Origin of the sequence: Aeromicrobium sp. SORGH_AS_0981, assembly GCF_031453195.1 — a bacterium.
Lineage (GTDB): Bacteria > Actinomycetota > Actinomycetes > Propionibacteriales > Nocardioidaceae > Aeromicrobium.
Genome location: NZ_JAVIZD010000001.1, coordinates 1306667 through 1321741 on the forward strand (window position 1 = coordinate 1306667; position 15075 = coordinate 1321741).

The following is a 15075-nucleotide window of genomic DNA, read 5'->3' on the forward strand; positions in this document are numbered from 1 at the left end:
GCGCCGTCCAGGAGGCGGGCCAGGACGCGACGAGCTTCGGCGGGGTCGACCTGGTCCAGCGCGCCGAGGAGCGTGTGGTCGCCGAGGGGGCGGCAGCCGGCCGGGCCCGCGACCTCTCCTCGTACGGGGACTACTCGAACACCATCGGCCAGGCGTGGGTCGTGAGGGCACTGTCGACGGCGTCGTCGAGCCGCGCGGCGTCGACGGTCGAGTACCTCCTGAAGCAGCAGTGCGCCGACGGTGGCTTCCGGGTGAGCATGGCCGACGAGCAGTGCGGGACGCCTGGTGCCGAGCAGGGCCCGACCGTCGACGCCACCGCGTTCGCCCTCCAGGCGCTGGAGGTCGCGCGCGAGCACGGGGTCACCGGTCTCGACGACGACGTCGACGAGGCCACCGGCTGGCTGCTGCGGACGCAGGCCGCCGACGGCTCCTTCAGCGACGGCGGCACCCCCAACACGAACAGCACGGGCCTGGCGGCCGCGACCCTGAAGAGCGTCGGCCAGGTCGGTCGCGCCGGCGCCGCCGCGTCGTGGATCGTGAGCAAGCAGGTCACCGACGCCAAGGCCGAGGACACCGCGCTGGGCAACGAGATCGGCGCGATCGCCTACGACGACGCAGCCCTGCAGACCGGGCTCGAGAAGGGCATCCCGGTCGAGGCGCGTGACCAGTGGGTCCGCGCGACGGCGCAGGCCGCCGTCGGTGTCGACGCCCAGCTGCCGCCCGCGACGTTCACGGTGGCCGCCCCCACGAGCTACGTGGCGGGCGGAAGCACCGTGGCCGTGCGAGCCACGGGCCTCGCCTCGGGCGAGAAGGCCCGGGTGGTCCTGGCGGGCGGAGGCGCCGTGAGCGTCTTCGCGAACGCGGACGGCCTGGCGACGGCCTCGGTGAAGGCGCCGACGCGGACGGGCACCGTGCGCGCGACGGTCACCGGCTCGCGCAGCAACCGGGTCGGCTCGACGTCGGTGCGCGTGCTCGCCGCGTCGGCCCGCTTCCCGGCGAGCGTCGGCGCGACGTCGGTGAAGGTCGACGGCAAGGTCCGGGTGAACGCCCGTGGCCTCGCGGCCGGCGAGCCGGTGCGCGTGTACTACCGCAGCCGCTACGTGGCGACCGGCAAGGCGTCGAGCACGGGACGCTTCACGACGGTCATCGGCGTGGGCCCCGCGACCGGGCGCAAGACGGTGTTCGTCCGCGGTCTCACGGACACCCGCCAGGGCACCGCCACCCTCACGGTGGTCCGATGACCCGACGGCTCCTGCCCGCGCTGGTAGCCACCCTGCTCGGGGTGGCGTCCGGCGCGGTCGTCGTGCAGGCGCCGGCCCAGGCTGCGGCCTGCGCGCAGGGCGACGGGGTGACCGTCGTCGTCGACCCCCACCAGCTCGGCGGCGGCGTGAGCACCACGTGCGTCCCGGGCTCGGGCAGCAAGGCGTCCGCCGCGTTCACCGCGGCCGGTGTCTCGATGCAGCGAGCCGCTCGCGAGCGTGGCTTCGTGTGCCGGGTCAACGCGCTGCCGGCCGACGCCGGCTGCGTGCAGGCGTCGCCCGCCGACGCGTACTGGTCGCTCTGGGTGTCCACGGGCAACGGGTCGTGGAGCTATGCACAGATCGGCGTCGACGGGCTCGACGTCCCGCGTGGCGGCTGGGTCGCGTGGAGCTGGCAGGGCCAGGCGAGCCGCGCGCAGCCGGGCGTCACCCCGGCGGGCGCGGCGGCTGCCCAGCCGTCGGCGCGCCCCACCAGCAGCGCTGGAGGGTCGCGTGGTCCGAGCAGCTCCGAGGGCCGGGGCGGCTCCGGCGCGTCCGGTGACGGCGGCGCGTCGGCGGGCGCCCCGTCGTCCGGTCGGGGGACCGGCTCGTCGAAGGACGCGGGGCGGGAGTCCCGCGACGGTGCGGGGGGCGACGACGACGAGGACGAGAAGCGTGCACGCGACGACGAGCGCGCGCGACGGACCGCTTCGTCGGCGACGCCGTCGGCAAGTGACGCCACGAGCGCCGGGAGCGGCGACGAGACCCGAGCCACGTCGTCCGACGCCGGCTCGGGCGCACCCGTCGGGACGCTCGTGGCCGTCGCGGTCGTCCTGGCCCTGCTGGGCGCGGGCGGCGTCGTCGCCTGGCGGCGGAGGGACGACCGCTCCTGACCTCCCCGGCACGCGACCTGCACCCCGGAGCCTGGTGGCTCTGGGCGCTCGGTCTTGCCGCGGCGGCCTCCTTCACGCTCAACCCGTTCGTGCTGGCCGTCGTCGGTGCGGTCGTGTCGGTCGTCGTCGTGGCGCGTCGCGGTGACGCGCCGTGGGCGCTGTCGTACCGCTTCTACGTCTACTTCGCCCTGTTCGTCGTCGTGCTGCGGGTGCTCTACCGGATCGTGCTCGGCGGCGGCGCCGTCGAGGGCGAGACCGTCCTGCTCCACCTGCCCGAGATCCCGCTCCCCGACGTCGCGCGCGGCATCCAGCTGCTCGGCGACGTGACGGCGGTGTCGCTGCTCGGCGCCCTCTACGACGGCATGCGGCTCGCCGCGATCATCCTGTGCGTCGGTGCCGCCAACTCCTTGGCCAACCCCCGACGGCTGCTCGCCGCGGTGCCGCCCGCGTTCTACGAGGTCGGCACCGCCGTGGTGGTCTCGCTGTCGGTCTTCCCCCAGCTCGCGGAGAGCGTGCAGCGCGTCCGTCGGGCGCGCCGGCTGCGGGGTGACGCGAGCCGGGGCGTCCGGTCGCTGCGGCGGGTGGTCGTGCCGGTGCTGGAGGACGCGCTCGAACGGTCCATGACCCTCGCCGCCGGCATGGACGCGCGCGGCTACGGCCGTACCGGCGGTGCGACACCGGCGCAGCGGCTCGTCACGGGCGGGCTGATGCTCGGTGGGCTCGGCGCCCTCTGCGTCGGTGCCTACGCCTACCTCGACGGCACCGCGCCCCGCGTCCTCGCCGGGCCGGTCCTCGTCGTGGGGGTGCTGCTCGCCGCCGCGGCGCTACGCTCCGCCGGGCGACGGGTGCGCCGGACCCGCTACCGCCCCGACCGCTGGCGTCCGGCGGAGGTCCTGACGGTGCTGTGCGGCGTCGTCGTGGCGGTGGGGGTCGACCGGGCGTTCGACCTCGACCCCTACGTCGTCGTGCCCGACCTGGGATCATGGCCGACGGTCAGCCTTCCGGTGCTGCTCGTCGTGCTGGTCGGCGTGCTGCCCGCCTTCCTGACGCCACCGCCGGCGACCGACGTCGCCGGCCCGACGGGCCGGGACACGACCGACGACCCGACCGACCACGACGAGGGGGAGGTGCCCCGTGCTCGAGCTGCGTGACGTGACGTTCTCCTACGAGGACGCGGGGCCGACCCTGAAGGACGTCGACCTGCTGCTGCCCGACGGCGAGCTGCACCTGGTGTGCGGTCGCACCGGGTCGGGCAAGTCGACGCTGCTCGGCCTGTTCAACGGGCTGGTCCCGCACTTCAGCGGCGGTCTGCTCGAGGGCGACGTGCTCGTCGACGGCGCCTCGATCGTCGGCACGCCGCCGCGCGAGCTCGCCCACCTCGTGGGGTACGTGCCGCAGGACCCGGCGGCGGGCTTCGTGAGCGACGTGGTCGAGGACGAGCTGGCGTACGGCATGGAGCAGCTCGGCCTCGACCCGCAGACCATGCGTCGGCGTGTCGAGGAGACGCTCGACCTGCTCGGCATCGCCGACCTGCGCCGCCGGTCGCTGCGGACGCTGTCGGGAGGCCAGCAGCAGCGGGTCGCGATCGGTGCCGTGCTCACGATGCACCCGCGGATGCTCGTGCTCGACGAGCCGACGTCGGCGCTAGACCCCACCGCGGCCGAGGACGTCCTGGCGACGGTGGCCCGACTCGTGGCCGACGTCGGGCTCGGCGTGGTCGTCGCGGAGCACCGGATGGAGCGCGTGGTGCCGTTCGCGGACCGGCTCGTCGTGGTCGAGCACGGTCACGTCCGCTCGGGCGAGCCGGCCGACGTGCTGCGCGACAGCCCCGTCGCCCCGCCCCTGGTGGAGCTCGGCCGGCTCGCCGGCTGGGACCCGCTGCCGCTCACGGTGCGCGACGCGCGGCGGCGGTCCGCCCCGCTGCGCGAGCGGATCGGTCCCGCACCCGTGCGGGGCCCACGGCGTCCCGTGGGGGCACCGGTGCTGCGAGCCGACGGCGTGTGCGTCGACTACCGCCGCCACCGCGCGGTCGACGCCGTCGACCTGACCGTGAGGGCCGGCGAGGTCGTGGCGCTCATGGGACGCAACGGCTCCGGCAAGTCGTCGCTGCTGTGGGCGCTGCAAGGCGGGGTCAGGCGCGCCGCCGGCCGGGTCGCGGTGGGGTCGGAGGCGCTCGACCCCGCCGGACTCGCCCCGGCGGCGGCCCGGGCCCAGGTCGGTCTCGTGCCCCAGACCGCGTCGGACCTGCTCTACCTGGAGAGCGTCGACGAGGAGTGCGCCGCGGCCGATGCACACACCGACGCGGCCGGCGGGCGGTGCCGCGCGCTGCTCGACCGGCTGGCCCCCGGGATCGACGGCGACCAGCACCCGCGCGACCTGAGCGAGGGACAGCGGCTGTCGCTCGTCCTGGCGATCGTGCTCACCGCGGCTCCGCGGCTGCTGCTGCTCGACGAGCCGACCCGCGGGCTCGACTACTCGGCCAAGACCCAGCTCGCCGACATCCTGCACGCGCAGGCGGCCGAGGGACGGGGTGTGGTGGTGTCGACCCACGACGTCGAGTTCGTCGCGCTCGTCGCGGACGCCGTCGTGGTGATGGCCGAGGGTGAGGTCGTGTCGGCCGGCGACGTCGGCAAGGTGCTGGCGGAGTCGCCGGCGTTCGCGCCCCAGACGGCCAAGGTGCTCGGGCCCGGCTGGCTCACGGTCGCCGACGTCGCGGGGGCGTCGTCGTGACGTCGCGCCTCACGCCACGCTCGGCGCTCGTGCTCGGGGTCGCGTCGGTCGCGGGGCTCGTCATGTTCCTGTGGCCGCTGTTCGTGCAGCCCGCGGCGGGGGCGACCCGCGTCGACCAGCCGTTCATCTTCATGGCGCTGCTGCCGATCGTCGTGCTGGTCGTCGTCGCCGAGCTCACCGAGGGCGGCATGGACGCCAAGGATCTGGCCATGCTGGGCGTGCTGACCGCGGTCAACGCGGCGCTGCGACCGCTCGGTGCGGGGACGGCCGGGATCGAGACCGTCTTCTTCGTGCTCGTCCTCGCCGGCCGGGTCTTTGGCCCCGGGTTCGGCTACGTGCTCGGGTGCACGTCGTTGTTCGCCTCGGCGCTGCTGACGTCGGGGGTGGGGCCCTGGCTGCCGTTCCAGATGATGTGCGCGGCCTGGATCGGGCTGGGCGCGGGGCTGCTCCCGCGACGGGTGACGGGCCGCGCGGAGGTCGTGATGCTCGTCGTCTACGCGGTGGTCGTCGCCTACGCCTTCGGCATGCTGATGAACCTGTCGTCCTGGCCGTTCCAGCTGGGCATCGCCGTCCCCGGCTCCGACCGGACGCTGCAGCTGGTGCCGGGCGACCCGGTGGGGGAGAACCTGCACCGCTTCCTGCTCTACAACCTGCTCACGTCGACGTGGGGCTGGGACACCGGGCGGGCGATCACCAACGCCCTGCTCGTGGGGATCCTCGGACCTCCCGTGCTGACGACGCTGCGCCGTGCGGCCCGCCGTGCCCGCTACGGACAGCCGGCCGTCGAGGTCGCCCAGGGGTGAGGGAGCGCCGGTCGGCGAGGATGGTGGGCATGCGTCCGTCGTCCCGTCCCGTCCTGGTGCTCGCCGTGCTGCTGGGCGGCCTCCTCGCACCCGCCACCGCCGCCACCGCCTCCGACTCCGGCTCGACCGCCGCCTGCACCGCCGAGGACGTCGTGGTCGTCGTCGAGCCGGCCTCGCTCGGTGGTGAGCCCGACGTGCGCTGCGCGACCGGCCTCGACACGGACGCCGTCGCGCAGGACGCACTGGTCGCGGCGGGGCACGACCTGGTGGAGACCAGCGGGTCGACGCCGTTCGTGTGCCGGGTCGACGGCCGGCCCGGACCCGACGAGGAGCGGTGTGGCGCGTCGCTGTCCGGGTCGGGGTACTGGGCCTTCCTGGTCGCCGACGAGGGCGGCGACTGGACGTTCGCGCAGACCGGGCTGCGCGAGCAGCGGGTGCAGCCGGGGCAGTTCGTCGCCCTGCGCTACCAGCTGCTGGCCGACGGCGAGGACGTGCCGGTGCAGACCCGGCCGACCGTCGAGACGCGGGAGCGGACACCGCGCGCGACGCAGGTCGAGGAGCACGACGCGCTGCGTCCTTCGGGCGCCGAGACTGCGGTGACGGTCGCGCTGGCCCTCGTCCTGCTCGCCGTCGTGGCCGGCATCGTCGTCGTCGCCCGGCGGCGCCGGCCGTGACCGGGCGCCACCGTCGGGTCGGCACACTGGTGCCATGACGGCGACGCGCCAGGGCGACCACACGGTCCGGTTCGACTGGGGACCCACCGGCGGGCTCGCCGTGGGCGAGGGCGCCGACGTCGCGGTCGTCGTCGACGTCCTGTCCTTCACCACCGCCCTCGGCGTGGCCGTCGAGCGCGGTGCCGTGGTGGTGCCGTACCCGGCGGGTCGACCGGACGCCGCAGCGGTGGCCGCCCAGACGGGCGCCGTGCTGGCCGGTGGGCGCTCGAGTGCCGCGGCCGACGAGCCCACGCTGTCGCCCGCCCGTCTGCTGGAGGTCGACCTGCCGCCCAGGCTCGTGCTGCCGTCGCCCAACGGGTCGGCCGTCGCGCACGCCCTGGCGTCGGCGGCGACGACCGTGGTCGGGGCGAGCCTGCGCAACGCCGCCGCCGTCGCCTCCTGGATCGCGCGGGAGCACGACGCCGACGACACGGTCGTGGCGGTGGTTGCCGCCGGCGAGCGGTGGCCCGACGGGACGCTGCGACCGGCGGTCGAGGACCTCTGGGGTGCCGGCGCGGTGCTCGCCGCGCTCGAGGACTTCGACTGGCCCGGTCTGTCGCCCGAGGCCGCCCTGGCCGCCGACGCCTACCGGCTCGTGCGGGAGCGCGAGTCGTCCCACCTGCACGCCTGCGCGAGCGGGCTCGAGCTCGTGGCGGCGGGGTGGGAGGCCGATGTCGCCGTCGCCGCGCAGGTGGGGTCGAGCGGCGTCGTCCCGGTGCTCAGCGACCGCGGATTCGTCCCAGCGCCATAAAGTCGAAAAAAGGTGTTGGACGATATTCCTGACTTTGGTCCATAATGCCTCCGCCCGGTGTCACGACTTTCGCTGCGAACGCGATAATCTCCACCTATGGCAAAAAAGACCGTGGAAAAGTTCTACTCCGACCTGAGCGGTGACGAGATCGACACGCCGTCGCCCACCGTCGCCTTCACCTTCGACGGGGTCGGCTACGAGGTCGACCTCACCGAGGCCGAGCGGCAGGCGTTCGCCGACGCCGTCGCGCCCTACGTCGCCGTCGGTCGCCGCGCAGGTCGCGCCTCCGGCCGCAGCAGCTCCTCGCGCCGCTCGTCCTCCTCGTCGTCCGCGTCGTCGGTCGACGCCAAGGCCGTGCGCGAGTGGGCGCAGGAGCAGGGCCTCGACGTCCCCGCCCGCGGACGCGTCCCCTCCTCGCTCATCGAGGCCTACCAGTCCGCGCACTGACCCCTGTCACGACCACGCGGCCGGGTCGGGCTCCTCGAGGAGTCCGACCCGGCCGCGTCGCGTCGGGGCCGCAGGATCAGAACGACACGCGGTTCTCCGCGGCCGCCAGGGGGTCGTAGGTCGGCTCCAGCAGCATCTCGTGCAGGTGTCGCCGGCGGACGCCCATGTTGCCGCCGTCGTAGACCGGGAAGCAGAGCACGTCCTGCATGATCCCCGCGATCGGCGTCATCGTCGTGTAGGAGTCGACCCCGACGAGGCGCATCGCGTCGTAGACGACCTGCACCGACAGCTCGGAGTTGTAGATCTTGCTCATGTTCGACAGCTCGCGGTCCGCGCCGTCCGTCGCGTCGAAGTGGTGCGCCGCCTTCCATGCCAGGTAGCGGCCGGCCTCGATGCGGGTCTTGATGTCGACGAGCATGTAGCCCGCGTTCTGGTACTCGATGACGGGGTGCGGGCCGGACCGCTTCTCGGTCCGCGTGAACTCGTACGCGAAGTCGAAGGCCGCCCGCATCTTGCCGACGCACGCGGCGGCGATGCTCGAGCAGGTCCAGGAGAACGCGCCCTTGGTGAGGTCCATGCCGTCGCCGGGCTGGCCGATCATGTTGTCCAGCGGGACGCGCACGTCGTCCAGGTGCACCTGGGGCGAGTTCGCCGCGAGGTGGCCGACCGTGTCGATCATGCCCGTGATCTTCACGCCCGGATTGCCCTTCTCGACCATGATGATCGCGAGCGACTCCAGCGGTGGCTTCGTCGGGTCGACCCGACAGACCACGGCGATCAGGTCGGCCCCGTCGTCGTCCCAGCCCGACGCGTTCGTGGTGTAGGCCTTCCGGCCGTTGATGACCCACTCGTCGCCGTCGCGCTCGGCGAAGGTCTGCACGCCGACCGACGCGTCGGGGCTGTCGAAGTTGGCGCCGCCGGCGGCCTCGGTGAACGCGATCGCGGCGAGCCTCGGCTCCGAGCCCGCGAACGGCCGCAGGAACCGCTCCTTCTGCTCGTCGGTCCCGGCCTTGATGACGGGGTACAGGCCCAGCCCCGTCCCGAGGAGCGCGGTGGGCACGTTGATCTCGACCCGCGCGAGCTCCTCGCACGCGAGCGCGAACTGCAGGTTGGAGAAGCGGTGCCCACCCTGCTCCGCGGGCACGAGGCCGGCCAGGAAGCCGGCGTCGACCATCTTCTCGTAGTACGGCTTGATCGCGCGGAACCGCTCGAGGGGGTCGGCGATGTCGGCGATGGTGCCGGCGACGCCGCTCAGGACGTCGTCGGCGAAGGCGCGGGCCTGGAGTCGCAGCCCCTGCTGCTCCTCGCTCAAGGTGAAGTCAAGTGCCATGCTCGGCTCCTCTGTCGTGCGTCGGCGCTTCCGACGGCTGGTGCTCCAGCATCGGTCGGCGGCACAGGCGCTGGCTCGCACGAGGGTGCGAGGTTGGTGGGACAGCGGTGCACGGCTGTCCGGGACGTCGGGCTAGGACGCCTCGGCACCCAGCCGGTACTCCGACGGCAGGCATCCGCGGTGGGCCCGGAAGACCCGGTTGAGGTGGGAGAGGTCGTAGAAGCCCCACCGGGTGGCGATCTCCGTGACGGTGCGGCTGCTGCTCGCGAGGTCGCGGGCGCAGGCCTCGACCCGCAGACGCATCACCGTCTGGGCGAACGTGCACCCCGTGCCCTCGTAGAGGGCGTGCAGCTTGCGCACCGAGATCGCGAAGCGTCGGGCGACGACGGCCGGAGCCAGGTCGTCGCCGTGCAGGTGCGCGGCGACGTACCGGTTGATCGAGGCCCGCAGCGCGGCGTCGCAGCTCTCGCGGCGTGCGTCCCCGACCAGGTCGCCCGGTCCTGACGCGGCGGCGAGCGTCGTGGTGAACGCGGTCTCCGCCGCCTCGGCGGCGACGCCGTCGAGCGCGCCGATGTTCTGCCAGATCGACGCCATGGTCGACGCCACGAGGTTCGCCATCCCGCTCGTCCTCGAGTCGTGCGCGACAGCCGTGAAGCCCTCGTCCGAGGCCAGCATGGGCACGAGGTCTGCCCGCGGCACGCGGAAGGACAGCACCCGCCACTCCCCGTCGCGGGGGTCCTCGACGAAGTCGAGGTGGTACTCGCTCGTCGTGTCGAAGAGCGCGAACCCGCCTGCGGGGACGACGCACGTCCGGTCGTCCTGGCGCCCGATGCACGAGCCCTTCAGCTGCAGGTTGACGAAGACCTCCTCCGACGCGGTCCGTCGCACCTCGGCGCGGCCGTGGGAGATCAGCTGGGTCCGTGAGGACACCTCCGCGCAGTTGGTGCCCGTGAGTCGGCTCGAACGCACCCAGCTCTCGATGCCGCTGCGTGTGCCGGCGTCGGCCGCGTGGTGCGGGCCGCGCTCGGCTGCGAGCGGCGCGAACGCCTCGCAGATCACCTCGCGCCAGTAGGCGAACTGCTCACCGACCGGCCGGTCCGCGGTGGTCCACGAGCGCATCGTCCGTGACGTCTCGCGACCGCTCGGCAGCGTCCGTCCTGGTGCTTGCGGTTGCACGCCCATCGCTGCGTCCTCTCCGATGTCCCCGAGCGTCCTCTCGACGCTAGGACGCGCGTGTTGTGCCGGTGAGGCGCTCGCGGCACCGTCGCGTGTCGAAGTCCTCACGCGCGCGGTCGTGCGGCGGTGAGGTCGCTCGTCGCGTGCGCGAGGGACGTGTCCCAGCCTCTCCTCGAATCCGGTGGCACAGACGCCGGGGGAGGAGTGGACCCGGTCGGTCGCTGGCGCTCCCTCCCCCTCGAATCCGCTAGCCCAGACCAGAGGTCAAGACCCCTCGGCATGGCAGGGGAACGGAAGAACCCCTCGACATAGATGCCGAGGGGTTCTTGACCTCTGCGGAGGATAGGGGATTCGAACCCCTGAGAGCTTTCACTCAACCCGCTTTCCAAGCGAGCGCACTAGGCCACTATGCGAATCCTCCGCGGACGAGCGTACCGGTCGCATCCCGCGTGGAACGCACCGGGGCAGCCCCCGTATGCTGGGCCCAGCCCCTCGCGTGGCGCTATCTCACCCAACTCCCCCAGGGCCGGAAGGCAGCAAGGGTCAGTGGGCTCTGGCGGGTACGCGAGGGGTCCTTCACGTCCCGGCGGCCACCGGGACGCGGAACCGCAGCGCCGCGACTGCCGTCCCCACGCCCGCGGCGCAGGAGAAGGCTCCCACCACCCACATCGACACGTGCTGCGTCGTGCCGATGGCCCACGGCTCCACGCGGGCCACGGCGATGACAGTGACCACCGTGTGTGCGGTGCCGAGGAGGACCGGCCACCACGTCCAGACGGGCTGTCGCCAGGTGCCGACGGAGCTGGCGGGCGCGTCGGCCAGGCGACCCATGACGAGAATGCCCCACGCGCCCACGATGGCGCACGAGGCCGGCAGCAGGGAGAAGTTCAGCTTCCCCACGGCGTCGAAGGAATCCACCCGCAGGGCCGACACGAGCATCGCCACGGCAAGGGCTGAGGCGAACGCGGCGCGCAGCGTTCGTCGTCGATCCTCGTAGCTCGCCCGTGCCAGTCCCTTCTCGCTGCGGAACAACCAGGCGACCAGGAACCACAAGCTCAGGACGACGGCGAAGCCGGCTGTCACCTCGGGGTGAGTGTCCAAGAATTCGAACCGGGCGGCTGCCATGCCCGGATCATCGCAGCCGCAGCGGTCCGTCGACCTCCCGCCACCCACGCACGACGCCCCCGACCGCTGTGCGGTCGGGGGCGTCGGGAGTGGGTGCGGATCAGCCGATCGGGTCGACGACGCCGTGGTCGGTCACCGTCGACGCGAGGCGCGCCAGGTGCTCCGAGCCGTCGCCGAGCGTGTGGTCGATCGCGGTGAGCCGGCTGGTGTAGTGGCCCACCGAGTACTCGGCCGTCATGCCGATGCCGCCGTGCAGCTGGATCGCCTCCTGGCCGATGTGCCGCCCGGCGCGCGAGACCTGCAGCTTCGCGCGCGACGCCGCCTCGACGGCCCGCTCGGGCTCGTCCTGCAGCACCAGCGTCGCCCACGTGACCGTGCTGCGGACCAGCTCCGCCGACACGTACAGGTCGGCCGCCCGGAAGGTCAGCGCCTGGAACGTGTTCAGCGTGACGCCGAACTGCTTGCGCGTCTTGAGGTACTCGGTCGTGATCCGCAGGGCGACGTCGATCGCGCCGACCGCCTCGTGACCGAGTGCGACCTGGCCGCGCGCGACCGCCAGGGCCACCGCGTCGGCCGCGTCGGCCGACGGGTCGCCGAGCGGCGTGGCCGCGGCGCCGTCGAACGCCACGCGCGCCGCGCGACCGCCGTCGTGCGTGCGGTAGCCCGTGCGCTCCACGCCGTCCGCGGACGGGTCGACGAGGAACACGCCGACACCGGCGTCGGTGCGGGCCGTGACGACCAGCAGGTCGGCGCGAGCGCCGTGCAGCACCGGCTCCTTGACGCCGGACAACGTCCAGGCGTCACCGGACTGCGTCGCGACGACCGCGTCGGCGATGTCGTGGTGGGCGAAGGAGAGCACGAGCGCGCCCTCCGCGACCCGGCCGATGACGTCGGCACGCTGCTCGGGCGAGCCGAGGTCGGCGACCAGGCCACCAGCCAGGATCGTCTCGAGGTACGGCTCGGGCGCGAGCACGCGCCCGATCTCCTCGGCGACGATCGAGACCTCCACCGGTCCGGCGCCGAAGCCCCCGTCCTCCTCGGCGAACGGCAGGCCCAGTGCGCCGACCTCGGCCAGCTGGCGCCACACGTCCTCGGAGAAGCCGGGGTCGGTCTTGGTGATCTCGCGACGGGTCTCCGTCGAGTCGTAGCTCTTGCTCAGCAGGCCGCGGACGGCGTCGCGCAGCGCGGTCTGCTCGGAGTCGAGGGTGAAGTCCATGGCTGCCTCACAGTCCCAGGATGGTCTTGGCGATGATCTGACGCTGCACCTCGTTGGAGCCGCCGTAGATCGACGCCTTCCGGTAGTTGAGGTACTGCGGGGTGCTGACGCGGGCCCAGTCCGGCACGCCGGAGCCGTCGCCGGCGCCCGACGCGAGCGAGAGCGGGCCGGCCAGGTCGACGTACAGCTCGGTCACGGCCTGCTGCAGCTCGGTGCCACGTAGCTTCAGCACCGACGAGGCCGGGTGCGGCTTCCCGTCGGCCGAGTGCGCGACGACGCGCAGTGCCGTCAGCTCGAGCGCGAGCAGCTCGTTCTCGAGCCCGGCGACGCGGGTGGCGAGCACCGGGTCGCCGGCGATGCGGTCGCCGGCGAGCTCCTTCGCGGCGGCGAGCCAGCGCTTCGTCGACCCGACCGGGGCCACGCCGACGCGCTCGTTGCCGAGCAGGAACTTCGCGTAGTCCCAGCCGCGGTTCTCCTCGCCGACGAGGTTCTCGGCCGGGACGCGGACGTCCTCGAAGAAGACCTCGTTGACCTCGTGGCCGCCGTCGATGAGCTCGATGGGGCGCACCGTCAGACCGGGGGAGGTCATGTCGATCAGCAGGAAGGAGATGCCCTGCTGCCTCTTCGGCGCCTCGGGGTCGGTGCGCACGAGCGTGAAGATCCAGTCGCCGTACTGGCCGAGCGTGGTCCACGTCTTCTGGCCGTTGACGACGTACTCGTCGCCGTCGCGGCGGGCGACGGTGCGCAGCGACGCGAGGTCGGAGCCGGCGTCGGGCTCCGAGAAGCCCTGCGACCACCAGATGTCGAGGTTCGCGGTCGCCGGGAGGAAGCGCTCCTTGACCTCCTGCGAGCCGAACGCGGCGATGACCGGGCCGACCATGGAGGCGTTGAACGCGAGCGGCGCGGGCACGCTGGCGAGCTGCATCTCCTCGTGCCAGATGTGGCGCTGCAGCGGGGTCCAGTCCTTGCCGCCCCACTCGACGGGCCAGTTCGGCACGGCGAGCCCGGCAGCGTTCAGGATCTGCTGCGTCTCGACGATCTGGTCCTTCGTCAGCTCACGGCGGGCCGCGACGGTGTCGCGGATGGACTGCGGGACCTGGGTGGTGAAGAACGTGCGCATCTCCTCGCGGAACGCGGCGTCCTCCTCGGACAGGCGAAGCTTCATGGCAACTCTCCGGTCAGTAAGCGCTTGCTTAGTCAGCACGATACGCCCTGCCCCGTCAGCCTGCCAGGGCCCCACGACGTCGGCCCGGTGAACGGGTCGGGGTCAGCCGCGGCGACCGCGTCCGGTGCGGGCGCGGAGGGGGCCGACCAGACGGGGACCGGCCAGGCGACGCTCCAGCCGGCGGGCCTCGTGGCCGAGCGGCTGCGCGACGTACTGCCCGAGCAGCACGCCGGACGCGAGGGCGATGGCGATGCCCGCTGCCGTGATCATCGGCAGCAGCCCGCTGATGTCCTCGCCCGCGAGGAGCGAGAGCGCCCGGTAGATCGACAGACCGGGCAGCAGCGGGACGATGCAGGAGACCACCACCACGAGCGGTGGTACGCGGAAGTTGCGCGCCATGTAGTAGCCGAGGAAGCCGATCGTGAACGCGGCGGCGCCCGCGGCGCCCGGCCGGCCGACGTCGGACTGGGTCACCAGCAGGAAGGCCCCGGACGTCAGCGCCGCCAGCAGGGCGATCGGCGTCACGATGCGCTTCGGGGAGTAGGCGGACACCGCGAACGCGCCGGCGGTGACGCCCGCGCCCAGCATCACGCCCGGCAGCTGCCCCAGGCCGGAGGCGCCCGGGTCGATGCTCAGGTCGAGCCCGAGCCACTCGCCCACGTGCAGGCCCGCGGAGACGCCGACGATGATGCCGACGGTCGCGATCATCACCTCCATCAGGCGGGCGTTGGCGGTGATGGTGAACCCGGTCAGGGCGTCCTGGATCGCACCGATGAAGCCCAGACCGGCCAGCAGCATGACGATCGCCGCCGTGACCACGACCGACGGGTCGACGGGAGCCGGCGACGCGGCGACGGCCACCGCGATGAGCGTGCCGACGAGTGCGCCGGCGACCTGGGAGTAGAAGAACGGCAGCCGCAGCCGCTCGATCCGGCGCTGCACGACCTCGATGACCGATCCCGCGACCGCGGCCACCGCGAGCACGATCCAGGTGCCGCCCAGCAGCAGCGCGATCCCGGCGCCGGTCACGCCCCAGCTGGCGGTGATCGCCCAGCGGGGGCGCGGGTGACCGGTCGAGGCGATCCTCAGCACCGACGAGGCCGCCTCGTCACGGTCGATCTCGCCGGCGAGGAGCGCCCGGACCAGCAGGTCGACCGCCGTGAGGTCGGCGTAGTCGACCTCACGGTGCGTCACGTGCCGCCGCATGACGATGGGCGTGTCGTCGACGCTCTCCTGGTGGCTGAGGGTCAGCGACGTGAACGTGACGTCGACGAGCGTGTGCCGCAGCCCGAGGTGGTGCGTCACCGACGCCATGGTGGCGGTCACGTCGGCCGCGCCGGCCCCGTTCGACAGCAGCAGCTCCCCGATCCTCAGGGCGAGGTCGAGCGTGCGCTGCACGTCCTTGGTGTCGCTCACGGGCACCATGGTGACGGGTGGGCCCCGGCGCCTGCGGGGCGGCCACGGCGTCGGCTGCCGTACCCTTCGGCT

At 73.3% G+C, this 15075-nt stretch carries 14 protein-coding genes, 1 tRNA gene and 1 other RNA gene; 9 read left to right on the plus strand and 7 right to left on the minus strand.

The window, feature by feature from the left end; all coding sequences use genetic code 11:
- The first annotated feature begins 74 nt into the window (after positions 1-74).
- The 8 genes from QE370_RS06645 to QE370_RS06680 all read left to right on the plus strand — a co-directional run bounded on the left by QE370_RS06645 (position 75) and on the right by QE370_RS06680 (position 7575).
- Positions 75-1241, plus strand: a complete 1167-nt coding sequence (locus QE370_RS06645) for a terpene cyclase/mutase family protein (protein ID WP_309633867.1) — start codon at positions 75-77, stop codon at positions 1239-1241.
- Positions 1238-2131: a hypothetical protein gene (locus tag QE370_RS06650; protein WP_309633868.1), complete on the plus strand. Its 894-nt coding sequence runs from the start codon at positions 1238-1240 to the stop codon at positions 2129-2131. Before QE370_RS06645 ends, QE370_RS06650 begins: the two co-directional genes overlap by 4 nt.
- The gene (locus QE370_RS06655) at positions 2128-3282 is read left to right on the plus strand and encodes a CbiQ family ECF transporter T component (protein ID WP_309635243.1); all 1155 of its coding nucleotides are present in this window, start codon (positions 2128-2130) and stop codon (positions 3280-3282) included. Before QE370_RS06650 ends, QE370_RS06655 begins: the two co-directional genes overlap by 4 nt.
- Positions 3266-4861 (plus strand): ATP-binding cassette domain-containing protein, encoded by a 1596-nt coding sequence (locus QE370_RS06660; protein ID WP_309633869.1) that lies wholly within the window; start codon positions 3266-3268, stop codon positions 4859-4861. The genes QE370_RS06655 and QE370_RS06660 overlap by 17 nt, the downstream gene beginning before the upstream one ends.
- Complete coding sequence (locus QE370_RS06665; RefSeq protein ID WP_309633870.1) at positions 4858-5664, plus strand: ECF transporter S component; 807 nt, start codon at positions 4858-4860, stop codon at positions 5662-5664. The genes QE370_RS06660 and QE370_RS06665 overlap by 4 nt, the downstream gene beginning before the upstream one ends.
- A gap of 29 nt (positions 5665-5693) precedes the next feature.
- On the plus strand, positions 5694-6338 hold the full coding sequence (locus tag QE370_RS06670; protein ID WP_309633871.1) for a hypothetical protein: 645 nt from the start codon (positions 5694-5696) through the stop codon (positions 6336-6338).
- A gap of 34 nt (positions 6339-6372) precedes the next feature.
- Positions 6373-7128, plus strand: coding sequence for a 2-phosphosulfolactate phosphatase (locus tag QE370_RS06675; RefSeq protein ID WP_309633872.1), 756 nt, complete (start codon positions 6373-6375; stop codon positions 7126-7128).
- A gap of 96 nt (positions 7129-7224) precedes the next feature.
- Entirely contained in the window at positions 7225-7575 is a 351-nt protein-coding gene (locus QE370_RS06680) for an Lsr2 family protein (RefSeq protein WP_253027127.1), read from the plus strand.
- Positions 7576-7651: 76 nt separating this feature from the next.
- Here the strand turns inward: QE370_RS06680 and QE370_RS06685 are convergent, their stop codons facing one another.
- The 3 genes from QE370_RS06685 to QE370_RS06695 all read right to left on the minus strand — a co-directional run bounded on the left by QE370_RS06685 (position 7652) and on the right by QE370_RS06695 (position 10502).
- Positions 7652-8905, minus strand: a complete 1254-nt coding sequence (locus QE370_RS06685) for an acyl-CoA dehydrogenase family protein (protein ID WP_309633873.1) — start codon at positions 8903-8905, stop codon at positions 7652-7654.
- 132 nt (positions 8906-9037) lie between these two features.
- Complete coding sequence (locus QE370_RS06690) at positions 9038-10087, minus strand: AraC family transcriptional regulator (protein WP_253027125.1); 1050 nt, start codon at positions 10085-10087, stop codon at positions 9038-9040.
- Positions 10088-10417: 330 nt separating this feature from the next.
- Positions 10418-10502 (minus strand) — tRNA-Ser (locus QE370_RS06695).
- 65 nt (positions 10503-10567) lie between these two features.
- Here QE370_RS06695 and ffs point away from each other — a divergent pair.
- Positions 10568-10658: signal recognition particle sRNA small type (gene ffs, locus QE370_RS06700), an RNA gene on the plus strand.
- Here ffs and QE370_RS06705 read toward each other — a convergent pair.
- From QE370_RS06705 to QE370_RS06720, 4 genes are all read right to left on the minus strand, one after another.
- Positions 10658-11206, minus strand: a complete 549-nt coding sequence (locus tag QE370_RS06705; protein ID WP_309633874.1) for a hypothetical protein — start codon at positions 11204-11206, stop codon at positions 10658-10660. The two genes, ffs and QE370_RS06705, sit on opposite strands and share 1 nt — an antisense overlap.
- A gap of 100 nt (positions 11207-11306) precedes the next feature.
- Entirely contained in the window at positions 11307-12422 is a 1116-nt protein-coding gene (locus QE370_RS06710; RefSeq protein WP_309633875.1) for an acyl-CoA dehydrogenase family protein, read from the minus strand.
- A gap of 7 nt (positions 12423-12429) precedes the next feature.
- Positions 12430-13587 (minus strand): acyl-CoA dehydrogenase family protein, encoded by a 1158-nt coding sequence (locus QE370_RS06715; protein WP_309633876.1) that lies wholly within the window; start codon positions 13585-13587, stop codon positions 12430-12432.
- Positions 13588-13689: 102 nt separating this feature from the next.
- On the minus strand, positions 13690-15012 hold the full coding sequence (locus tag QE370_RS06720) for a threonine/serine exporter ThrE family protein (protein ID WP_253025705.1): 1323 nt from the start codon (positions 15010-15012) through the stop codon (positions 13690-13692).
- Positions 15013-15075: the final 63 nt, after the last annotated feature.